This is a genomic window from Mycobacterium sp. MOTT36Y (assembly GCF_000262165.1).
In the GTDB taxonomy this organism is placed as follows: domain Bacteria; phylum Actinomycetota; class Actinomycetes; order Mycobacteriales; family Mycobacteriaceae; genus Mycobacterium; species Mycobacterium intracellulare.
The window spans coordinates 2,407,773-2,431,059 of record NC_017904.1 but is presented as its reverse complement, the minus strand read 5'-3'; the positions used below and the strand labels follow the sequence as shown (position 1 = coordinate 2,431,059).

16 protein-coding genes and 3 pseudogenes are annotated in these 23,287 nt (G+C 61.5%); 2 read left to right on the top strand and 17 right to left on the bottom strand.

The window, feature by feature from the left end:
* The first annotated feature begins 6 nt into the window (after positions 1–6).
* Positions 7–693, top strand: coding sequence for a TetR/AcrR family transcriptional regulator (locus W7S_RS11260; protein WP_014711508.1), 687 nt, complete (start codon positions 7–9; stop codon positions 691–693).
* A 152-nt stretch (positions 694–845) separates the two neighbouring features.
* Here the strand turns inward: W7S_RS11260 and W7S_RS11255 are convergent, their stop codons facing one another.
* The 11 genes and pseudogenes from W7S_RS11255 to W7S_RS26890 form a co-directional block, all read right to left on the bottom strand.
* Entirely contained in the window at positions 846–1,658 is an 813-nt protein-coding gene (locus W7S_RS11255; protein ID WP_014711507.1) for an ExeA family protein, read from the bottom strand.
* Positions 1,655–2,428, bottom strand: a pseudogene (locus W7S_RS11250) (Mu transposase C-terminal domain-containing protein); the annotation flags it as partial. The pseudogene W7S_RS11250 and the gene W7S_RS11255, both read right to left, overlap by 4 nt.
* A 43-nt stretch (positions 2,429–2,471) precedes the next feature.
* Positions 2,472–3,704 (bottom strand): IS256-like element ISMysp7 family transposase, encoded by a 1,233-nt coding sequence (locus W7S_RS11245; RefSeq protein WP_008258297.1) that lies wholly within the window; start codon positions 3,702–3,704, stop codon positions 2,472–2,474.
* Between the two features lie 114 nt (positions 3,705–3,818).
* Positions 3,819–4,469 (bottom strand): annotated as a pseudogene (locus tag W7S_RS11240) (helix-turn-helix domain-containing protein); the annotation flags it as partial.
* 47 nt (positions 4,470–4,516) lie between these two features.
* Positions 4,517–5,143 carry a hypothetical protein gene (locus W7S_RS25710; RefSeq protein WP_050989381.1) on the bottom strand — a complete coding sequence of 209 codons (627 nt, stop codon included), beginning with the start codon at positions 5,141–5,143 and terminating at the stop codon, positions 4,517–4,519.
* A 246-nt stretch (positions 5,144–5,389) separates the two neighbouring features.
* Entirely contained in the window at positions 5,390–6,652 is a 1,263-nt protein-coding gene (locus W7S_RS11230) for an IS256 family transposase (protein ID WP_014711503.1), read from the bottom strand.
* A 95-nt stretch (positions 6,653–6,747) separates the two neighbouring features.
* Positions 6,748–8,400 carry an IS1634 family transposase gene (locus W7S_RS11225; protein ID WP_014711502.1) on the bottom strand — a complete coding sequence of 551 codons (1,653 nt, stop codon included), beginning with the start codon at positions 8,398–8,400 and terminating at the stop codon, positions 6,748–6,750.
* A 336-nt stretch (positions 8,401–8,736) separates the two neighbouring features.
* Positions 8,737–11,634 (bottom strand): RND family transporter, encoded by a 2,898-nt coding sequence (locus tag W7S_RS11220; RefSeq protein ID WP_008256192.1) that lies wholly within the window; start codon positions 11,632–11,634, stop codon positions 8,737–8,739.
* Entirely contained in the window at positions 11,631–12,035 is a 405-nt protein-coding gene (locus tag W7S_RS11215; RefSeq protein ID WP_008256190.1) for an MmpS family transport accessory protein, read from the bottom strand. The genes W7S_RS11220 and W7S_RS11215 overlap by 4 nt, the downstream gene beginning before the upstream one ends.
* A 183-nt stretch (positions 12,036–12,218) precedes the next feature.
* Positions 12,219–12,827, bottom strand: a complete 609-nt coding sequence (locus W7S_RS11210; RefSeq protein WP_081490095.1) for a TetR/AcrR family transcriptional regulator — start codon at positions 12,825–12,827, stop codon at positions 12,219–12,221.
* A 350-nt stretch (positions 12,828–13,177) separates the two neighbouring features.
* Positions 13,178–13,300: pseudogene (locus W7S_RS26890) on the bottom strand (TetR/AcrR family transcriptional regulator); the annotation flags it as partial.
* A gap of 418 nt (positions 13,301–13,718) precedes the next feature.
* Between W7S_RS26890 and W7S_RS11205 the strand changes: the two are divergent.
* On the top strand, positions 13,719–15,188 hold the full coding sequence (locus W7S_RS11205; RefSeq protein WP_014711087.1) for an IS1634 family transposase: 1,470 nt from the start codon (positions 13,719–13,721) through the stop codon (positions 15,186–15,188).
* An 83-nt stretch (positions 15,189–15,271) separates the two neighbouring features.
* On the opposite strand, the gene W7S_RS26185 is transcribed toward W7S_RS11205, so the two are convergent.
* Genes W7S_RS26185 through W7S_RS11180 form a run of 6 tightly spaced genes read right to left on the bottom strand, consistent with a single transcriptional unit; the run spans position 15,272 to position 23,285 of the window.
* Entirely contained in the window at positions 15,272–16,816 is a 1,545-nt protein-coding gene (locus W7S_RS26185; protein WP_014711501.1) for an MCE family protein, read from the bottom strand.
* A 5-nt stretch (positions 16,817–16,821) separates the two neighbouring features.
* Complete coding sequence (locus W7S_RS11200) at positions 16,822–17,949, bottom strand: virulence factor Mce family protein (RefSeq protein WP_036455218.1); 1,128 nt, start codon at positions 17,947–17,949, stop codon at positions 16,822–16,824.
* A 2-nt stretch (positions 17,950–17,951) separates the two neighbouring features.
* Complete coding sequence (locus tag W7S_RS11195; protein ID WP_020822379.1) at positions 17,952–19,466, bottom strand: virulence factor Mce family protein; 1,515 nt, start codon at positions 19,464–19,466, stop codon at positions 17,952–17,954.
* Positions 19,463–21,028, bottom strand: a complete 1,566-nt coding sequence (locus W7S_RS26180) for an MCE family protein (protein WP_081490094.1) — start codon at positions 21,026–21,028, stop codon at positions 19,463–19,465. Before W7S_RS26180 ends, W7S_RS11195 begins: the two co-directional genes overlap by 4 nt.
* The gene (locus W7S_RS11185) at positions 21,025–22,068 is read right to left on the bottom strand and encodes an MCE family protein (protein ID WP_014711497.1); all 1,044 of its coding nucleotides are present in this window, start codon (positions 22,066–22,068) and stop codon (positions 21,025–21,027) included. Before W7S_RS11185 ends, W7S_RS26180 begins: the two co-directional genes overlap by 4 nt.
* Positions 22,065–23,285, bottom strand: a complete 1,221-nt coding sequence (locus W7S_RS11180) for an MCE family protein (RefSeq protein WP_036455630.1) — start codon at positions 23,283–23,285, stop codon at positions 22,065–22,067. The genes W7S_RS11185 and W7S_RS11180 overlap by 4 nt, the downstream gene beginning before the upstream one ends.
* Positions 23,286–23,287 lie beyond the last annotated feature (2 nt).

Sequence of the window (23,287 nt, the reverse complement as noted above, 5' to 3'; positions counted from 1 at the left end):
TAGGGCATGAGTCCAGCACGTGTTTATGGCGGGCTGTCCGCAACTCAACGCGATGCGCAGCGCCGCGCACTGCTGATTGACGCCGCGGTCGCGCTTATGGGCAAGCAGGGAGCCGCCGCGTGCACCGTGACCGCTGTGTGTACGGAGTCAGGAGTGACGAGCCGGTACTTCTACCAGCAGTTTCGCGACAGAGACGCGCTCCTGCGTGCGATGTTCACCAAGATCTCCACCACCTTCCAAGCCGTGATCACCAGGGCAATACCGGATGACACCGTTGCTCCTCAAGAACTCGCTTACGCTCCGATAAAGGCCCTGGTTCAGATGATCGAGAACGATCCCAGCATGGCCCGCATATTGTTTGTCGAATCGGGCGCGGAACCCCTGCTTCGGCAGCTGCGAAGCGAACTGATGTCCGAATTTGCGGAGCTCGTCCTCAGAGAGGCCCGCCTGCATCTCGATATACCCAGCGAGGTGATTCAGGTCGCAGATCTCGCCGCTACCTACGGTGTCGGGGGCCTGTTCGAGACTCTGCGTCGCTGGATAGACGGACAACTAAACCTATCGACCGAAGTTCTTATCGAGCATTGTGCGGGTTTTCTCGGCAGTCTTGGCCTGTATACCCTCGGCCAGAAACCTGACCCGGCCGCTTCGCATATCCAGGTCGATATCAACTCCCCGGCGGGCCACAGCTGATGAGACCGGCGGTGTTTTCGCCGACACGCTTGTTGACCGGCATTCAGGATGAGCATGATGGCGGCGTTGGCTGTGAGGATGTGCGGGTATGAAATGACCCCGCCGGTGGGTGTTCGGCGGGGTCGGTGGTGTTCGGGGTGTCGGTGTGGTGTTCAGTCTGCCGTGACTTCGGCGATGGCTGTGCGGGTGGAGGATTCGTCGGCGATGGCCTTGTCCGCGGCGAACGCGGCGACGAGGGCTTGCAGCGCGAGGTTGTTGACCGCGCGCGGGTAGCCGCGGCTGGTCTGGTGGATGAGCCCGACGGCGTCGTCGGAGAACAGTGTGTCGTCACGTCCGGCGAGCTTGAGGTGGTGGCGTAGGTAGCCGCCGGTCTCCTGGTCGGTCATCGGCGGCATGGCATATCGGAGTCCGATGCGCTGGTCGAGGGCGGCGAGCACGCCGAGTTTCATTCGCCGCCGCAAGGTGGGCTGGCCGACGAGCAGGCAGGCGAACGGGCTAGAGGAGTCGAGGTCGTGGTTTGTTAAGAGCCGCAACGCTTCCAATTGGTCGTAGCCAAGGAGGTGGGCTTCCTCGACGACAACAATGGGCGTGCGGCCGCGCTCGTCTTGTTCGGCGGCCAGCGCGTCGGCGGCTTGGGGAGCCAGGGTGGCGTGATGAGTCAGGGGCTGCCCCCCGAGTGAGGCGACGATGCGATGGTGGATGCCGCGCACCCCGACGGTGGGATCGGGCAGATAGATGGCGGCGTGGCGGCTGGCATCCAGGGCGGCCAGCGCGGCGCGCACGGCGACGGTCTTGCCGGCGCCGACCTCGCCGGTGATCACCCCGATGCGACGGTCGGCGACACACCAGCCGATGCGGGCGACCGCTTCGTTGTGGGCGGCATGGCGGTGCAGCATGGACGGGGCCAGATCGCGGCCGAATGGGGTCCGCGAAAAACCGTAGTAGGAGATCAGTTTGTCCATCATTGGGGTTGGGCCTCCTGGCCGGTGAGCAGGTCGAGTTGACCGGGAATTTGGCCGGTGTTGTTGGTGAGGGCTGCGTAGTTGACGCCGCGGGCCAGCTCAGCGGCATGGGCGGTCTCGATGAGCTGCGCGTAGTCGATGCCGGTGGGTTGCGGTGGTGTGGTGGGGGTTTCGGGTTTGGCTTTGGGGTGAGAATGCCGGCCGATGTGATACGGAATTGCCAGCCCCATCGGAATGCCGGCCAGCCGGACCTCGATGCGGGTCAAATCGAAGGGGTCGAACACCAGCTCCACTTTGCGCCCCACCAAGCCGGGGTCGACCTGGTAGGTGTTGCCGTGCAGGGATACGGTGGCGGTCTTGGTCACTCGGCGGTGCTCTTCCCACAAAAATGCCTCGGTGAGCGCTTCTGGGGCGGGCAGCGGAATGGGGCCGGCGGCACACCAGCGCGCCAGCGGGGTCTGTCCGGTCTCGGAATGGATCGTGCGGTGATAGACGGTTTCCACCCAGGCCGCAAACAGGCGGTTCAGCTCAGCGAGGTCGCTGACGTGATGGCGGCCGACGACGTCGGGTTCGCCGGTGATCTCGACCAGGAACTGATCACGTACCGTGCGGAAAAATCTCTCTATCTTTCCCCTGCCTTCGGGCCGACCCGGTGTGGAATGGACAAGGCGCACACCGAGTTTCGCGCATGCCCGCAATAACCACGTGTCGACGTAGGCCGAACCGTTATCGACATACACGGCGTTGGGGACACCGCGGGAGGCCAGGGGCTTGTCAAGATAACTGTGTAAGGTGTTGCAGCCGTTTATCTTTGGGTCATAGTGGGAGTCGGTCGGGGAATTGGATGGCGAAGGTGTTCAGTGCTTCGGTCCAGCGGTAGGTGCCTGGTCCGTGTGTTGATCCTCGTTTCTGGTTGATGTTGCGGATGGCCAAATACAGCAGCTTCATTGCTGCGGCGTCTGAGGGGAACGAGCCGCGGGCCTTGGTGACTTTGCGCAGCTGGTAGTTCAGCGATTCGATGGCGTTGGTGGTGTAGATGATCTTGCGGATCTCGACCGGGAATGCCAGGAAAGGCACGAACTCAGCCCAGGCCCGATCCCAGACAGCGATGGCTCCGGGGGATTTGGTGCGCCACTGGGCGCGGAACTCCTCGAGGGCCAGTTTGGCGGCCTCTTCGGTGGGTGCGGTGTAGATCGGACGCAGCGCGGTGGCCATCTTGCGGCGGTCGGCGTAGGAGGCATAACGCATCGAGGAGCGCAGCAGATGCACCACGCAGGTCTGGATCACCGCGGCCGGCCAGACCGCCGCGATCGATTCGGGCAGGCCGGCCAACCCGTCGCAACACACGAACAGCGCATCGCGGCACCCGCGATTGCGCAGTTCGGTGAGCACCCCGTGCCAGAATTTGGCGCCCTCGCTCTGCTGGATCCAGATGCCCAGGACCTGCTTGATTCCCTCGACATCGACGCCGATGACCACGTGGGCGGCCTTGTTGGCCACCACGCCGCCGTCGCGGATCTTGATGCGGATCGCGTCGATATACAAGATCGGATACACCGGATCGACCGGCCGGGATTGCCAGGCGGCGATCTCCTCGGTGACCACGTCGGTGACCCGCGAAATCGTGGCCGCCGACACGCGGGCGCCATAGACCTCGCCGAGGTGCTCGGTGATATCGCGCGTCGACATGCCCCGGGCATACAGCGACAAGATCATGTCCTCAACCTGGCCCAGGCGGCGTTTGCGCTTGGGCACGATCGCCGGGCTAAACGTGGCGTTGCGGTCACGGGGCACTTCCAGCTCGACCGGCCCGGCCGTGGTCAACACGGTTTTGCGGCCATGGCCGTTACGGGAATTGCCCGAGCCATGCCCTGCCGGATCGCCGTGCTCATAGCCCAGGTGATCGGCGATTTCGACGTCCAAAGCGCGTTCGAGCACCGCCTTGGTCATCTGCGCGAGCAACCCCTCGGGGCCATCAATCGGGGTGCCAGACGCTTCAGCGTCGGCCAACAAGGCATCGACTGCCGCCGGCGGCAACAACTCGGCCAACTGGGCGGCAGCATCATCTCTTGACGAATCAGATTGCGGCAATGGAACTCTCCTGTCCGGTGGTCAGCCACCACCATTCAGGCCGAACCCCTTACACAGTCAATAAGACACGCCCGAGGCCAGCGCCGGGCGCAGCGCCGCGGCCAGGCGCACCGTGTCCTCGGCATGGCCCCACCGGTAGCCGGGCAAAAGCCGGGAATGATCGTCTAAAAACGCGAACAGATACGTCTTGCGGAGCTGAATCCGTATGCCGTGTAACGCATCGCCGGTCCACAGGTCATTGGGATGTTCGGCCTGGAACCGGCCGAACACTGCCGGCGCCGACCCGAAGCTGGCGCCGGTGAGCCCCAGCCGGTGAAAGTTGCGCTGCAAGGTGCGCTCGTCGGGCGCCCAGCCCAATTGGGTACGCAAGATCCGCTGAATGGCCGCGGCGGTGCGCTGCGGGTTCTCTCGGCGCAGCGCCACCGCCAGCTCCAGCACCTCGGCCGGGGTGCGCGGGGTGCACTGGCGCGCGTTGGGCACCAGCGCGTCGAACCCGCCGGCCCGCCAGTCCCGAATCCAGCGGTCGATGGTCTGCCGGCTGATGCGCACCCGCCGCCCGAACGGATCGGTGTGTTCGCGCGAGGCCAGATCGCGCACCACCTTTCCCCGCTGCTTGGTGGAAAGCGCCGCTTCGGCGGCCTCTCGAATCAATTGATACCGAAACAACCCGATCGCCCGGGCCCGCTCGGCCCGCACCTTCACCTCATCATCGCCAACCGCCACCGGCTGTCCTCCTTTGCTGTCTGTCAAACACACGACAGCGCAAAGATTTACGGCCTCATCGGCGTCGGCGGCAGGGTCGACTCGTGTTGCACCGGCTCGCCGGGCCAGCCCGGTGCCAACAACCGCCCACCTGAGACCGCCACCGCCGTTTGGGCCAGCGACACCCCGGGCAGCAAAAAGCGGTGTGTGATCGCGGCCGCGAGCGCGCCGATGGCCGTCACCGCGTCGGCGAACACCCCGCCTGCCGCGTCCGGCATCATCGGATCGGCCGCCACGGCGCGCAGCCAAACCGTGAAAACCGAGCGCACCGCTTCGGCCCGCTCGCTAAACGGGCGCAACCAGCCCCGCACCGTCTCAGCCGGACGGCTCAACTCGGCGGCAATCCGGCGAAACCCCAACCCACGGGCCGCCTTGGCCGCCAACGCCGACACAATCACCGCAGCCGCATCAGCGCGGCGCAGCAACCCGCTCACCGGCAACAACACGTGCGTCACCCCGCAGCCACTGCATCGTGACCGGCGCGGGCGCAGCTGCACCGGCCCGTGCGGGCCGCGCAATTCTCGCGGCCGCGCCCGCCCCCAACCCGCCAGCACACATCCGCACGACGGGCAGCTCAACTCACCAGCCGCCAGCCTGCGTTCGACTTGATCGACATTCGCTTCTACGGTGACCACAGCGCCTCCGAGCGCACACAGGCGGCCCTCCCGTAGCACTCGGCCAAGAGACGACGGGAGGGCCGTCGCCTACCAAGGACTTGATCACCGTGCCGCCCCGGCACCACAACGACCAAACCGGAGCACAACCAGCCGACACACTGCCCACCGTCAGTGCCGAACCCCTACCTCAACGTGGTCACCCTGAATGCCCCCGAACACCGAGTGGGGCTGTCAGATTAACGGTGGATCCGACCCTGGCATTTGTTAGTTGCCGGTCGGGGTGATCCGGCCGTTGAAGGTGATCGCGAACGCATTGAGTGCGGGCTTCCACCTCATTGCCCATCGTGCCTTACCGCGGCCGGTGGGGTCTAGGGATCGGGTCACCAGGTAGAGACACTTGAGCGCGGCCTGATCGGTCGGGAAGTGCCCGCGGGCCCGAATCGCCCGCCGGTAGCGGGCATTGATCGACTCGACGGCGTTCGTCGAGCAGATGACCCGGCGGATCTCGACGTCGTAGTCCAGGAAGGGTACGAACTCGCTCCAGGCGTTCTCCCAGAGCCGGGTGATCGCCGGGTATTGGGCACCCCACTTCGCCGTGAATTCCACGAAGCGTTCCTTGGCCGCGGCCTCGGTCGCCGCGGTGTAGACCGGCCGGATATCTTTGGCGATCTGATCCCAGTACTTGCGAGACGCGTAGCGAAAGGTGTTGCGCAGCAGATGAATCACGCATGTCTGGATGATCGCGCGGTCCCAGACGGTGTTGACCGCCTCCGGCAGGCCCTTGAGTCCGTCGCAGACCAGGATGCACACATCGCCGGTACCGCGGTTCTTGATCTCGGTAAGCACCGACAGCCAGAATTTCGCACCCTCCCCACCGTCGCCGGCCCACAAGCCGAGGATGTCGCGCTCCCCGGCACAGGTCACCCCGACCGCGACATAGATGGGCCGGTTGGTGACCTGCCCGTCGCGGATCTTGACGAAGATGGCGTCGATGAACACCACCGGGTACACCGCTTCCAGCGGACGGTTGCACCACTCGGCCATCTCATTGACCACCTTGTCGGTGATCCGGGAGATGGTGTCCTTGGAGACGGTGGCGCCGTAGACGTCGGCGAAGTGCGCGGCGACCTCGCCGGTGGTCAATCCCTTTGCCGTCAGCGATAATACGATCTCGTCGATGCCGGTCAGGCGACGCTGCCGCTTCTTGACGATCTGTGGATCGAAGCTGCTGTTGGTGTCGCGGGGGACCTCGATCTCGACAGGACCGATCTCGGTGAGCACCGTCTTGGCCCGACTACCGTTGCGGGAGTTGCCGCTGCCCCGCCCGGCCGGGTCGTGCTTGTCATAGCCCAGGTGCTCGACCATCTCCGCGTCCAGGGCGGTCTCGAGCACGTTCTTGGTCAACTGGTTGAGCAACCCGTTCGGGCCGACCAGCTCGACACCCTGTTCCTTCGCTTGCGCCAGCAGCTGCTCAGCGAGCTGCCGTTGATCCAGTTCCATCGCCACGGGATCGAGTGTTTCTGACATCGTCAGTCCTTCCCGCCAAGCTCACGCTCGGCGTGTCAGACCAAGATCAGATCCACCGTTGTTCGGACAGTCCCCACCGAGTTGGGTCATTTGGCTTAGTGCCTTGAGTTCGGGTCTGCCAGGGCATTGAGGATCGCCTCGGACTCGGGGTCGAGCGCGGACTGGAATGTGGCGATGACGCCGTTGATGTCGATGGTGGCTGAGCGCAGGGGCTTGAGGGTGCGCAGGAACCGGCGTAGTGACAGTCCGGTGCGGGTCTGGACTTCGCGGCTGACGGCGAGGGCGGTGAACACGATGGTCAGGTGGGCTTCGATGGCATCGCGGGTACGGGCGAAGATTGGTCTGGCGGCGAGGTCGGATTTGGACATTCGGAAGGACTGCTCGACTCGCCATAGGTCGTGGTAGTTGGTGATGATCTCGATGGCGGGCATGAGCTTGGCGTCGATGTTGCTGACGTAGCCCTTTAGGCCGACGAGTCGGCGTGCCCGCTCCAGTGAGGCAGTGTCGAGTTCTTGGGCGCCGTTGCGGGTCGTGACGAATCGTGGTGTGCGAGCCGGCTTGTCGCCTGCGACGACGGCGCGGGCCTTGGCTTCCTGCAGGTTCAGCGTCTTGTTGTCCCGCACCGCGCGTTTGGCCGAGTACGCCCACACTGCCCGCCACGACTTGGCGTGGGTGGCCGGGTTCCAGACGGGTTCGGCTTTGATTTTCCGATCACTGGCCTTGGCGGCGGTGCCGCCGCGTTGGTCGCGTGGTGTGATGGTGTCGATGATCTGTCCGTCGGTGAATACTGTTCCGTGCCAGTGGAAGTGGGACGCCAGATCGTTGGGCGCTTTGGTGACCCGGGACCCGACGATGAACCTCAACCCGGTGTCATCAAGCTCGCGCAGGTTGCCGGCGGAGAGCATGCCGGCATCGGCGACGACAACCATGTCGGTGATGTCGTGGCGTTGCTGGAACGTTCTGACGATCGGCACGATGGTCAGGGTTTCGGCCTTGTTGCCCTCGAAACAGCCGATTTCCAACGGGAACCCGTACCGGTCGACCAGCAGTCCGACCACGATCTGGGGGTCAACCCGGCGTTCCTTCGAATAGCCGACTCGCCGCAGCGCGTCCTCGTTGTCGGCCTCGAAGTAGAGCGTAGTGACGTCGTAGATCACCAGGCTCACATCTCCGGCGCTGTGCGCGTGGGCAAAGCACGCTGCCGCGATCTGATCACGGTAACCACCCGCGTAGGCACGGCGCAGCGTTCGCTTGCGCGTCGACAAAGATGCTGCGGCGCGGCCCAACTCGGCCAGGACCCGATCGGCATCGAGCAGGCTGGTCGGCTCCACCACCCGGGCGATCACCAGATCCCGGAACACCTCATCGCCGACCGCCTCATCGAAACCCAGACTCGCGTACACCCCGGCCAGGGCGTCATACAGCAGCCCACTGCAGGATTTGAGGACCCGCGGACGTGCCACCAACTGCCGCACCGCGACTGCACCACCAGTGGCCTCGGGGAACAGTGTTGGGGCAGGTGGTGGGACCATTTCGGCTTTGACGGCTTTTGGGGTGATGCCCAGGTCCAACTCGCGTTGGGCGTCATCGGCTAGCAGCCGCCGGGCCTCCTCGACGAGCAGACCGAGTTCGGCTTCATCACGGGCTGAGCCGACGTGGCGGACGATCCGACGCCGGCCGCCCACCGATTCTGCGATCTGGACCGCAGTGGCGCCCGAGGCCGTACGCACCCGCCGAATCCAGACCACCCAGCGAGCCTACCGACCCGAATTAGTGCCTCGCGTGTGCACTAAGCCGAACTATCACCCCAGGTAAACGGGCTGCCACCTCCGGAAAACACCAAAGTTGACCTAAGTCAGGTGCGCTGTCTCAAGCGCTACCTCACCCGCGAAATCTTCCACGCCCTCCAACCGCCAAGAAAGGCAGCAAAAGTCGTTGCCTGAATATAGGAGCATCTGCTATCGAGCTTGCTCCGCGATGTGGCATCGCTGTTGACGATTTCCAGCGCGTCGTCACGTAAGGGGTAGATCAGCTCCTCGACGGTTGCTTCCTGCGGTGGCAGCGGTGGATCGACCCGTAGAACCTCATGCTGATTGGGAAGTCACCGCTGGGTCTCCGTCTTCCCATAGCAGCAGTTGGCGAACGGCGGGACGTGGTCCGTAGGGCCGAAGCATTTGGCTGGCTGGACGCGGGCGTACCCGTTGGGGCCACCAGAACCAGCGCCCGAGAAGTGTGGCGATGGACGGGGTCATGAACGATCGCACGATCAGCGTGTCGAACAGCAGACCTAGACCGATGGTGGTCCCCACCTGGCCAAGAATCACCAGCGAGCTGAACATGAAGGAGGCCATGGTGGCGGCGAACACTAGGCCCGCAGAGGTTACCACCGAGCCGGAGCCGGCCATCGCCCGGATAATGCCGGTCTTTAATCCAGCGTGAATTTCTTCTTTGAACCTCGAGATCAGCAGCAGGTTGTAGTCGGATCCCACCGCCAAGAGGATGATGACAGACAGCGCAAGCACCACCCAGTAGAGTTTGATGCCCAAAAGGTCTTGCCAGACCAGTACCGACAGCCCGAACGAGGTGCCCAGCGAAAGTGCCACCGTGCCCACGATGACCACCGCGGCCACCAGGCTTCGGGTGATGAACAGCATGATCAGCAATATCAGGCTCAGCGCGGCCAGACCGGCGATCATGAGATCGTAATTGGCCATGTCGTGGATGTCTTTGTAGGTTGCCGCGGTGCCGGCGAGGTAGATGTGGGCGTCCGCCAGGGGGGTGCCCTTCACAGCCTCGTGGGCTGCTTTCTTGATCGGATCGACATGCGAGATACCCTCGGGGGTCGCGGGATCGCCTTCATGGGAGACGATCATGCGGGCGGCCTTGCCGTCGGGGGAGAGGAATAGTTTCAGACCTCTTTTGAACTCGGGGTTGTCGAAAGCCTCCGGCGGTAAGTAGAAGGAATCGTCATTTTTGGCGGCGTCATACGCTTGTCCCAGGGCAGTCGCGTTGTCAGTCGAGGCCCGCGTTTGGGCGTTGATCCCGAAGTTGGTGGCGTAGCTGGACAGCGTCAGTTCCAGATTTTTCTCCTGGTCGGCGATCTGCGGCGGTAGCAGCGTGAGCAGTTGCTGCTGGCCGGCATCCAATTTATCCAACGATGCGGTGAGGTTTTGAAACTGTTCGCTGAGCTTGTCGATACCGTCGAGTGCGTCAAAGACGTTTCTGAGCGCAGAACAGACGGGGATATCGTAGCAGTGCCTTTCCCAATAAAAATAGCTGCGAATCGGCCGGAAGAAGTCGTCGAAATTCGCGATCTTATCGCGCAGGTCATTGGTCGTTGCGATCGTGTCGTGAAAGTTCTGGGTCTCGGCGTGGGTAGCGGCGGCGAGCTCCTTCTGCAGGGCGTACTGCCGGTTCAAAATGTTGATCGTATTTCTCAGCAGGTCGGCCTGCTTCAACAGATCTTCCGCGCGTTCTTTCTGGTAATGCAGGTTCTGGATCTGGCCGACGTTTCCCGCGCTGATCTGGAAAGCTAGCGAGGTGTGATCGATCGGGGTTCCCAACGGCCTGGTCATGGACTGAACCCGGGCGATACCGGGAGTGTGAAAGACCGCCTTGGCTACCCGCTCCAGGTTGATCATATCGGCCGGGTCGCGCAGATCATGATCGGCCTCGATCATCAGCAGTTCGGGATTTAGCCGGGCTGGAGAAAAATGCCGTTCCGCCGCCGCATACCCGACCTTTGCCGGAACCGATGAGGGCATATAGGCCTTAGCGTCGTAACTGGTTTGATACCCCGATAAGGCGAGCAGACCGACCAAGGCGACCCCACACGTCACCACCAGTATGGGCCCGGGCCAGCGCACGATGGCCGTGCCGATGCGCCGCCACACCCGGGTCCTCATCGCGCGCTTGGGGTCTAAGAAGCCAAAAAAACTGGCCACGGTCAGCACGGCCGGGGCCAACGTGAGCGCGGCTGCAACCGCGGTCAGCATGCCCACCACGCCGGGAATGCCCATGCTTTGAAAATAGGGCGACCGGGTAAAGCCCAGACAAAACACCGCGCCGGCAATAGTCAGTCCCGACCCCAAGATAACGTGGGCCGTCCCGTGCGACATCGTATAGTAGGCTGCTTCGCGATCCTCGCCCGCTTGCCGGGCCTCGTGATAACGGCCGACGACAAATATCGCGTAGTCCGTCCCGGCGGCGATGGCCAGCAATGTGAGAATATTGACCGAGAACGTCGAAAGTTCGATGATCCCGTAGTTTCCAAGGACGGCGACGATTCCGCGGGCGCAGGCCACCTCGATCAAAACCACCGCCAGCACCAGCGCGACGGTGACGACAGACCGGTACAGCGAAAACAACATGACCAAGATCACCAGGCCCGTGATCAGGGTGACCTTCAGAAGACTTTTCTGGCCCGCGCTGAACTGATCCGAGATCACCGGCCCCAGGCCGGTCACGTAGGCCTTGACCCCGGGTGGTGGCGGCGTATGGTCCACGATGGCACGCACGGCGTTGACAGACTCGGTCGCCAAGCTCTGGCCTTGGTTGCCGGACAAATACACTTGCACGTAGGCGGCCTTGCCGTCGTTGCTTTGCGAGCCCGCCGCCGTCAGCGGATCCCCCCAAAAGTCCTGGACGTGCTGGACGTGCTTGATATCGGCTTCGAGCTTGCGGACCACGGTGGCGTAAAACCGGTGGGCGTCATCGCCCAGCGGCTTATCGCCCTCCAGAAGGACCATCGCCGAATTGTCGGAATCGAACTCGTGAAAGAGTTTGCCCATGCGTTTCATCGCCTGCAGCGACGGCGCATCATTGGAGCTCATCCCCACCGTGTGCGCTTCTGCAACCGCCTCCAAGTTGGGCACGGCAATATTGGTGACGGCAGCCAGCGCCAGCCAGAGCAGCACGAGCGGCACCGAAAGCCGGCGGATGGTGTGCGCCAAGAAAGACCGTCGGCCGTCATGGTCGCTCATGCGGACTTCACCAGGCAGAAGGTATAGGCGTTCACTTCGTTAAAGATTCTCTCGTCCTTGACCTCGCCGTCCACGGTGATGCGGCAGCCAAGGGGATTGCTGTCGCCCTGTGCCATCAGGTTGGCAAAGGCCCCGGGCTGTGTCGTGATCATGGTCAACGACCACGGCAGGGTCGCGTCGAGGACTTGCTGGGGCTGTACATTGATGTCCAAGTAGTTGATGGTTGCCACCTTCCCGGGTTCGCCGAAGACCTCAAGGGTGATGCGTTTAGGGTTGAAAGGCTCGATTTCTTCCGAGACGGCACCGGTAGCCGACGTGCCTTTGTGCGCCCCGAAGGCACCATGCAGTCGGAAGACGCCGAACCCCGCGACCGCGACCACGACCACGGCGACCAGCATCATCCAGCCGCGCCTGACCAGGCGGCTAACTGAAATACCCTTCACCCGTTGGCCTTTCGATGACCGGTGACACATCTTCCTGCGCGTCACGCGGGGATCGATCGGCTATGACGGTACGGTACGGGGCCGGACATCACAAGAGACGCACACCGTACACATTGGCCGGGCGCGCGATGACCGACCACCCTATCCGGCGGGCCGGGTCAGGCTGGGGATGATGACGTCGTCGACGAGGGCCGACACGGTCTGACGGGTGGGCGCCCGGGTGGAGATGATGGACCGGAAGATGAGGTAGCCGGGCAGCAGATCCCAGAGTTCGTCGCTGATGGCGGCCTCCCCGATCTCACCGCGGTCGACCGCCCGCTGCAGGACGTGGCGGATCAAGCCTTTCCGCTGCTCGATGAACTGGCGCTGCATGACATCGTTGAGAACCCGGTTGCGCGACACTTCGACGAGCACCGCGCGGATGGTGCTGGCGTGCTGGCACGCCTCCTGGCATACCACCTCGCCCAGTCGCACCAGATCGCCCCGCAATGTGCCGGTCTCGGGCGCAACCGCGACCTGGCGGATGCCCTCGATGAACGCCGCCAACACCAATTCGGCTTTCGACGGCCAGCGCCGATACACGGTGGCCTTGCTGGCTCGGGCGGTCGCTGCGACCGCGTCCACCGTCAACCGGTCATACCCATGCTCCTGCAGCAGCTGCAACGTCACCGCCAGCAACTCGGTCTCCCTGGGCGACCACGGTGACAACTCCGTTGTCGCGCGATCAGCAATAGTCACAGCCACCACAATAGAACCGTCGGGGCAGCACCGGCCAGTAACCTACCGTTGTGCTCACGCCGGTTCATCGATGTCGCGGCCGGTGGCCAGGTCAGCACAGTCGACGTCCTCGACATCGGCGCGGCTGCGCAGGCAAGCACCCGCCGCTGTCCCCCGACACCGCCACCAGCACACCGGCCCAGTGCTGACGCGCAAGCACGACGGAGCGACCCGGCTGGTCACCGAAATCGGGAGGCCCAGGCCACGTCGCGGACCGGGGCGACCACGGCGGCCGCGACGTCGAGGTCATCGTCCAATCCGGGTCTACAACGCAGACTCCCAGGTCAATAGCCCCTCTTGCTCGAAGACTCGAGATAACGAAGTTCGGCGACCTCACTCACCCGGACCTGTTCCCAGCCCTTCTCAATGGTAAGTTCCCGTGTCGCCCTCAAGACCTGCTCGCGCATATGTCGGCGAAACGACATCCGCACCGATTCAGTTGGCATACGAGCAGAATAGGTGGCGAACTGGGATCCCCCGCGCAGCCTGACGACAGGCGTCAAACGGTGCAGTCGAGAAAGTCGACGACCGCCGTTGAGAATGCGTCGTTGTTGTCGCCAGCAGGCCCGCTCCTTCATGACATCAGCCATCCGCACCTCAGAAAATCGACCGGAAGTGTCCTAACTCAGGTTACGGACGATTCACCGCGGTTGAGGTCCTAACATCTCCTTCCAACCGTCGTCTCCTATTTTGGCCGAGTCTTCGACCCGACTTAGGACATTTTCTGGCGTTGCCCAGTCCTTCAGGGATTTGACCTGCGGATTCGCTGGGCATCGGGTCGAAATCTGCACACTAAATCCTGGGCTCTAGGGTCCTGTGGTGGCCTATGTGCGCACCGTAAAGACCGCCTCGGGCGCGACTGCGGTGCAGATCGTGTGGTCGACCCGGCGTGGGTCGCGCAAGATCGAGCATTTGGGCTCGGCGCACGACGACGGCGAGGTCGAAGCACTCAAGGCCGCGGCCCGCCAGCGCCTGGCCGAGGGCCAAACCACCCTTGACCTCGGGCTGGCCACCGTCGGTATTGATGGTGATCCGTTGGAGATCGTCTCGACGAAGTCGACCCCGCTGTGGGAATCGTTGTGCGCGGCCTACCAGGTGCTCGGTTTCGACGCGGCAACCGGCGGCGATGAGGTGTTCCGCGATCTGGTGTTGGCCCGCATCATCGAACCGACCAGCAAGGCCGACTCGCTACGGGTGCTCGCCGAGACCGGCCTCGAACCCGTCGACTACCGCACGGTCACGCGTCGACTGCCGAATTTCGCTAAACCTGCTGTGCGCCAAGCACTGTCAGCGGCGTGCGCGGCTCGCGCCGGACTGGGCCCCACGTCGCTGGTGCTCTACGACGTCTCGACGTTGTACTTCGAAACCGATACCGGTGACGGGTTCCGCGAACCGGGATTCTCCAAGGAACGCCGCCTCGAGCCTCAAATCACCATCGGGCTGCTCACCGACGCGTCAGGGTTCCCGTTGGCCGTCGAGGCGTTCGAGGGCAACAAGGCCGAGACTGCGACCATGCTGCCAGTGATCAACGCGTTCAAGGCCGCCCACAACCTCACCGATGTCATCGTCGTCGCCGATGCCGGCATGATCTCTGAAGCCAACCAGATCGCGCTGAAAGCCTCGGGGTTGTCGTTCATCCTGGGCATCAAGATCCCGTTCGTGCCCGATGTCGTGCGCGAATGGCGCGACAAACATCCCGACCGGGACATCGACGATGGGCAGATCTTCACCCAACCCTGGCCCGCGACCAGCAGCGAGAAGACCCGCGGCATCCCCGACCGAGTCGTCTACTACCAATACCGCAACGACCGCGCCCGCCGCACGCTGCGCGGCATCACCGAGCAGGTCACCAAAGCCGAGAAGGCCGTTGACGGGCGAGCCCCGGTCAAACGCAACCGATTCATCAAGCTCACGGGCGCCACCAAGAGCGTCAACCGAGAGTTGGAGACCAAGGCCCGCAGCCTGGCTGGGCTGAAGGGCTACACCACCAACCTCGTCGAACACACACCGGAGTTCGTCATCGGGGCCTACCACCAACTCTGGCGCATCGAGAAGAGCTTCCGGATGTCCAAGCACGACCTGCAGGCCAGGCCCATCTACCACCACAAGCGCGAATCCATCGACGCTCACCTGACCATCGTGTTCGCCGCCCTGGCCGTCAGCCACTACATCGAGACCCAAACCGGCTGGAGCATCAAGAAATTCGTCCGCACCGCACGCCGCTACCGAACCGTACAGATCAAAGCAGGCAAGCAAGTCCTGACCGCTGTCGACCCGCTACCCGACAACCTCCGCGACGCCATCGCCAAGATCAACGGCAGCCATGCACACTAAATTGTCCTAAGTCGGGTCATGACATCAGCCATCCGCACCTCAGAAAATCGACCGGAAGTGTCCTAACTCAGGTTACGGACGATTCACCGCGGTTGAGGTCCTAACATCTCCTTCCAACCGTCGTCTCCTATTTTGGCCGAGTCTTCGATGGTGTATTTGACGCCATCGGGCCCTAGGAACTCGCCGCTTTGCGGACTATAGATAGCAGCAGCACCGCTAGGAATGTAAAAGCACGGGTTCGGCTGCTGACCGTTGCACTGCACGCTCCCAGAACCTGGCCGTTGCAGTGGATCGCTTCGTGGAGGAGGCGTCCCCGTCACCCGGTCCGAAGGAAGCGGATTGATGCCGGTATCGACCGACGGAGCCGGTATGACCAAACCGGGTTTCACCGGCTGATCACAGCGCGCCGCAGGTGCGGGGCAGCTTAGAATCTGGTTCGGATCCCCGTACCAAGGATTGGTCCCCAACGGGACATACGGCTCTTTGCTGCGGCATTCGCGCGGCGTGGCCGCCCGCTTGCCGGGAACATCGACACACGGATAATTACGCGCGCCGCGGACCGCGTTTTGTGCCTCCATCGGAATCTTGCAGTACCGCGTGGTCAAAAGCCCCGGAGTCTCGTCCACAAAGGATCGCCATTGCGATGCCGGCAAGAACCCCGTCAGGCAAGCAGGCGTCATATTTATTGGCGTTTGGAACGAAAGAGAAAACGTATGTGGGTAAGCAGCGGTCACTGTCTCACCGAACGCGGGCACTTGCGGAAGTATGACCAGCAATTGCTCTAAATTCTTGTTGTACCGCTTGAGCAGATCGGCCACGATCGCAACATTTGCTAGGGTCTGCGGCAAAGTTCCGCGAACGTCACCGAGCACGGCTTTAACCTGATCGGCGGTCGGCGCAACCTGGGCCAGGATGCTCTTGAGCTGTTTATCCTTTTCCGCGGCCTGCGCGTCGAGAATATTTAAGTTGTGCGCCCACCGCTCGATGGGATCACGCGAGTCGGCCTGGCTGTCGATGATCGGTGCTGAGTTTTGGACGATATTGTTGACGTCGCTAAGGTCGGTTTTGAAATCCCCAACGATCGACTGGGTCGAGTCGACCAGCCGTTCTAAGGCCGGTCCCAGGCCGCCGACCGCTTGAGCTGTCTCATCGAGTAGTCCGGCAATCTTGTCTTTGGGCAGGACGTCCAATGTATGGTTGACGGTATCCAGGGTCGGGCCAATTGGTTTAGGCACCGTGCTGTTAGTGATGGTCTGGCCGGGCGAGAAATACTTGGCCGGATTCTGCGCGGATACTAGGTCTATGTATTGTTCGCCGACCGCCGACACCGAATGCACGTTCGCCGAGGAGTCAATTGGGATTTTGTACTGGTCGCTGATACGCAATGTGGCCCGAACTCCGTGTTCGGTCGGCTCTACCCGAGTTACCTTTCCCACAGTGATTCCACGGTAGGTGACATTTGCAGTGGGATAAAGCCCTCCCGACGTGGGTAAATCCACCTCCAAACTGTACTGGCCCATCCCAACGACGCTCGGCAACCTCAGATAATGCCACCCAAGAACGCTCATGGCGACCGCCGTGACGATAGTGAACACGATTAGCTGAAGGCGAAGGCGTCGAGTCAACATGCCGCCTACTCCTCGTCACGCTCGGGGGGTTCGTCGGCGGGATTGGGTGCGAACCTGACATCGGGGAGCATAGTGTTCGGATCGCGGCCCCACGATTGCTCAAGCGCACGCAGTGCACCGGAGAACCCGGTGCCGGTGAGGAGCGCATTATCGATTGCGCTCAAAGTGAGGTCCAAGGTTATCGAAACATTCATTGAGTCGCCGTGTACCACCTTCGGGATGGCGTCGGCGCTGAAGGGGAGGGTCAAGGCAATCTTTAGCGTCTCGACCAGATCCATCGAAGCCCGGCTGAGTTGTTTCAGGGGACGCTGCAGTTGGCGTACGTCTTTATCCAAGCCGGGACGCGCCACCGTCAAAGTCTGATTGAGGACGTCGCTAAACCGCCCCAACGCATTGGTCGCATCGAGGAACGGCTGTCGTTGTTCAGCGAAATGCTTTGCCAATGGAGGAAACTCGGTGAGAACGTGGTCCAAGGTGTCTGATTGCTTGGCTACATAAGTCAACAGCCGGTCTGTGGAGTCGATAGCGCGAGTGATGTCATCACGTTGCTCGTTAAGCCGGGCGGTGAAGGTGTCGAGTTTCCCGAGGAAATCATGTATCTGATCGGCCCGCCCGGTCAGCATGTTACGGACTTCACTTGCGATCACTTCGACGTTAGGTATGCCACCACCGCGCAGCACCGCGGCAAAACTGGCCAGGACCCGCTCGGTGGTGGGATAGGCAGACGCATTCTGCAGCGGGATGATGTCGCCGTTCTTCAATAGTTGCGGTGATGGGTTGGCCGGCGACGCCAGCTCCACATGCTGTGAGCCGAGCAGGCTGGTCTGCCCGATCTTCGCGGTGGCGTTCTTCGGCAGCCTGACGCCCTTTTCTAGATCCAAAGTCAACGTCGCGATCCAGTTTTTTAGGCCGATTGCGCGTACCCTGCCGACAAAAACGTCGGCGACACGTACCCGACTATTGGCATTCAAAGCCAGCGTTTCCGGCATCTGCACATAAATCGTATAAGAGCCGGATTCGCTGCCCGGGCCACCAGGCAGTGGCACATTAGCGATACCTCGCCAGCTAGCACACGAGGTAAGTACTGTAGCGGCCGCAAATAGCGCCACGAACCGTGACATCCCCGCCCGCATGCTCACTGGCCGGATCCTGTCGCGACTGATGCTGCGTCAGCGGCGGGTGGCGGGCCCGGCGGCGGTGGACCCATATTGGAATAGGCGTTGGGCGGTCCCGGCGGCGTCTGAAACCTTGATGGCGGTGGTGTCATGTCCGGGCCCCCCATCAGCTCAGCCAGCGAGTCCGGTGTAAGCAAGCTTTCGGTAGCCGGTCCCACTGTGAGGCCTTGCTCACCGGGCGCTACGACCCAGCCGGGCTCGTGGTTACCGTGTGACAACGGCGAGTCCGGCGCCCAAATCCCGGGGACCGTGGTGTCCTTGAACCCCGGCGGAGGCTGTAACCGTGGCTCGGAATAGGCGACATGTTTGGGCAGTACAGCAGGAGTTTGGTACAGGTTGATGCCAGCCGGGGGGCCATTGAACTTGATCGCATCCAAAACCGGCGTCAAATATTGTGCGCACAGTTCGGCGGAGTCTTGATATCCCATACGGCTGCCGGCCTGCATCGCGCTACAAATGAACTGCAATGGGTTGGCGAAGTTTGGCAAGGCTATTTCGCCTGTCAGCGCGCCGTGCGCTGGCTCATAGATTGCGAGGGCGTTGGCGACGAAATGGGGGAAGACATGCAGCGCCGTTTCAAGCGCATTAAGCGGCTCGGGTTGAACCAGCGCGGTGGTCACATCGGCAAGGGTGCTGACGTCGTGGGTGAGCCCATCACGATTGTCCGTCAGAAGCTTTCGCAATGCGGGGAGCATATCATCTACCTGCTGCAGCGCCTTCGCAAGCCCGGGATCTGAGCTGGTGAGTGAACTGGTAAATAAGGCGAGGTCCTTATTTAAAGCGACGAAATTCTGATCATCTTTATATAGCGCGTTGACGAATAAGGCCATACTGCGCAGCACAGCGAAGAAATCAGCCCGTCCATCATTTAACGCGGTCAACGCTTGCGACAGCCCGGTCAAAGTGCTGTTGATCTGTTTGCCTTTGCCGGCCAGGCCGTCCGCGAAAGACTCGATGATTTCGCCGAAAGGCCCCTTGGGCTGCCCGGGCGTAGGTCCCAGCTTGGAGATAATGTCGGTGATACCATTGCGCAACTGGTCCCATTCCACCGGCACCTGTGTTCGCTCGATGGGGATCACCGCGTGATTTCCTAGTGACGGGCCGCCTTCGTAGGGCGGTTCGAGCTGGATGGTGCGCGAGGCGACCAGCGAGGGATTGAGGATCACCGCAGAGGCGTCAGCGGGCACTTTGTATTTTTTCTCGTAGTGGAAGGTCACTTTCATCTTGTCACCCGACGGCTCGATCTTGTCGATCGCGCCCACCCGCACACCCATTATCTGGACTTTGTCCCCGATATACAGCGCGTTTGCCTCCGGGAAATACGCAATCACCGTGTTATTGGTCATTTTTTGGTAGAAATCCGGAGCAGCCAGCGCGGCAATAGACGCCAGTAGTATCACCAAGGTCCCAACGATGATTGCGGTTCGCGAAAATTTCGGCAGTTGAATTTTGCGTATATCGAAAACAGTACTCAATTCTGGCTGCCTCCCGTCGCAGCGCCGCTGCCTCCTGTTCCGCCCGGGGTGATGAATGGGCCCGGCAGCTGCGGGCCCGGGCCCGGCGGGGATGGTTGTCCCGGGGCGAGTCCTGGCGCGAAGGTCGACGGCGGTGATGTCGGGCCGGCTGGCGCCAGGTTCTCGGTACGCGCGCCTGGCGGAGCCTTTACGGGAAGCGGCACCGGAGTGCCTAACACATTCGGCGGGGGGCCGCCAGGTCGTCCAGCAATCGGAATACCGGGTGTTGGTGGCAGCCCGTTGGGGTCAGGCGGTGACGTTTGGACGTCAAACGGCGCGATCGTCGACGGACCACCGAAAGGGCCGGCGCCCATACCCATGCAGGGAAGCGGGTTCCATGGCCGCGGCAAACCGTCCTCTGCGGGGGTGTAAGCGCACGACGAGCCTGGGGGAACCGCCGGTCCTGGGTGGTCCGGGGTGCCCTCACTTACCGGCGGTGCTGGCGGTGGTGCGCCGTTGGGAAACCGGGTGCCATTAGGATCGGGGAACTGGTAGGCGGGCAGGCCAGCACTGCGCCAGAATTGTTCAGGGTCGATCCCACGTTTCTTGAACGCCGCATCGACCCAAGGCTGAGTCATCCAAAAAGGTGCAAGGTTAAGCAGAGCCACCTTAAAGTAGGGGCCCGACGCTACCGACTCCGCCAAAGCCGACGCATAATAACTTACGTTAGGTGCCCACTCGACGAGATCTTTTTTGTGTTTGAGTAGCAGATCGCTAATCGTCCGCAATTGCTCGACAACTTTATGCAGATTCGGGTTGTCATCGATCAAACCCTTCAACTGGGCGGAAACGGTGGCGATATTGCCCAGCAAGCCGTCGATGGCACTCTTGCGCTCGTTGAACGCCGCCAGAATGATCTGCGTGTTAACCAAAATTCGATCGATTTGCTTGCTGCGATCACCGAGTATGCTTGCCACCTTCCTAGCGTCAGCAAGCAGTCGTTGGATTTGTTCGTCGCGTTTCCCGAGCGTGTCGGAGAACTTGGCCACACCATCCAGTGCTGCACTCAGATGTGGGGAGGTCTGCTCAACCGTCTGCGACAACACATCCAGGGAGCGTTTGACTGTGTTGATGTCCCAGCCGGTAGCCGCCTTCGTGACATCGAAGAACGCGTCGTAGATCTGATACGGGCTAGTGGTTTGCCCAAGCGGGAGTGTCGCGTTTGGTTGGAGCACTCGGGAGCCTTGAGGATCGATCTCGAGCACTTTCTTACCCAGGATGGTATCGGTACGGATCGCAAGACGGCTTTTTGATCCGATTATATTGGATCCAATGGAGAACTTCATGACTACATGGTTGCCATTGATCGTAAACCCCTGCACTTCGCCGACATTCACCCCGGCGATGCGAACTTTATCGCCCTTGTTCAGCCCGCCTGTGTCTTTGAACTCTCCGTAATAGGTTGCCTGGGCAAACAACATCGGAACGCTGGTGAAACTTTGGCCCACTCCGGTAACCATCGCTGCAACGATGATCCCCATCGTCCCCATACGATACGGATTGATCGCTTGAAGGGTTCTCACTTCGGAGTGCACCTCCCCGTCGGTTGACTCCAAAGCTTCACCGTACGGACGGGCCCGCCAGGCTGCAGGCCATCAACCTTCAGCGTGACGTCGCACGCGTAGAAATTGAAGAAGTCGCCATAAAGCCCCCCGATACCCGCGACTTTCTTCGCCGCTTGTGGGGCGTCCCGTAACACTCCGTCGACGTAGTCGAGCCGGTCAATTACCGGTTGAAGGGTATTCTGCACATAGCCAACGGCCTTCTGAAGCAGCGGCCGATTGTCCGACAACAGATCCGCCAGCGTGCCGGCCACATTAGCGATGTGCGCGACACTGGCCGCGACCGGATCGGCTTGATTGCTCAACCCGGTGATCAACTTATCGACGTTATCGATCGTTTGGTCGAATTCCTTGCGATGCTTAACCGTGGTCTCTAGCACGACGTTAAGGTTTGAGATGACTTCGCCGATTGCCTGGTCACGTCCAGCGATCTGCGCGGTTAGTTGCGCCGTCTGGTCCAAGATATCGTTGATTGTGCCACCTTCGCCCTGAAAGACAGTGACGATCGCGGTCGCAATCGTATTGACTTTGTCGGGATCGAGCGCGCGAAATACCGGCTTGAAACCACCGATCAGCGCATCTAAATCCAGGGCTGGCTCCGTACGCGACAGCGGGATAAATCCACCCGGCGGCAACACCCGATCCATCCCTTCACCGTCGCCGCGCTTAAGTTCTACGTAGCGCTGCCCGAGTAGGTCGGCATAGCGAATCGATGCGGTCGTCGACTGATAGAGCGGCAGCGAACGGTCTACTTCGAAGTCCACACGCACCCGATGACCACCCCCCGAGATCCGTACTCTGCTTACTTTGCCGACCTCCACCCCGAAGGCACGGACAAACTGGCCAGCGCGCAAGCCACTCGCAGTACTGAATTCAGCCGTGTAGCTGGAGGTCTTGTTGAAGCGCAACTGCGCGAACACCACGACAATGATGACCGTCACGGCAATTAAAGCTAACACGGCAGTACTAAACTTCACTGTCGTAGCGGTGATCGTTTTCATGGGTTGATCGTGTTCTCCCCCCACTGGCGGCCCCACACGTATTCACTGGCCTGCGGTTGTGGAATCCCAAAATGGGTGTATGGCGCGAGGCTGGAACCTGTATCCGTTACCAAGTACGGAGAAGGCCAGAGATCCCGGGTAATGGTCTTCCAGCATCCCGGTTTCCCGCCCGGTCCGCCGTGAGCATTCACTCGCGGCAGGTTGTCAGGATACACGTACGCATTTGTTCCTCCCAAGATCGTGCCTGTTACCCTTACCGCGTAACCGTTGCCACTCTCCCCGTCCGTCACCTTCGGTAGCACATTAGCGCCATGGTGAAAAAGGCAGTAAAACTCCGGGCTGTAGGTGTCAAGCATTTGGGTCACCGGAACCAGGTCGGTGACCGCACGTTGCAGGTCCGATTTGCTCTGGTCAATGATGTCGGCACCGGTGTTTCCAACCCCTATCGCGGCCAGGAGTACGGCGTCCAGATCCTTCTTTTGCTGGTTGAAGGTGCGCGCCGTGGTCACTGCGTGATCGAGGGCATTCCAAAGATCCGGCGAGGCATTCCCGTAGATATCGGCTAAATCCGCCAACCGTTGAATATCATGGCGGATCTGAGGCATCTGCGGGTTGATGTCATCGAGTATGGTGTTTCCATTGATGATCGAGGCCCCAAATTTATCGCCTTGCCCATTTAACGCTGCAGCCACCGCCGAAAGCGTCAAGTTCACCTTGACCGGATCCACCTTCTCTGAAATCTGCATGACCGTCTCGAACAACGTGTTAAACTCCGTTGTCTCCGAGTTCACCACAATTACGTCAGCCGGTGTAACCCTCCGGGCCGCAGGTTGTTTGGGCGAACTCAACGACACGTACTTGTTGCCAAACACCGTGGTTGCTGTAATTTCGGCATTTACGTTTAGCGCGATCAGCCCGGCGTATTTTGGCGCAATTTCCAGTAAAAGCTTGGCCGCCGGCTGTCCGTCACGCTCCACCTCGCTGATGCGGCCCACCCGGCCAATCTCCACCCCATTGTAGGTGACTTTCGCCCCCCGATCCAAGACCAAACCCGACCGGCTAGCCAATGCTGTTAAAATTATCTTGGGCGTGAAGCCACCCCGGAACTGCACCCAGACGACGATCAGCACGACCGCGGTAATGAGCCACAACGCCAGCCCCGCAAACTTTCGTACCGAAATAAGTCGCCGTAGCCGCCGCTTGCTTGAGTTTGCCATAA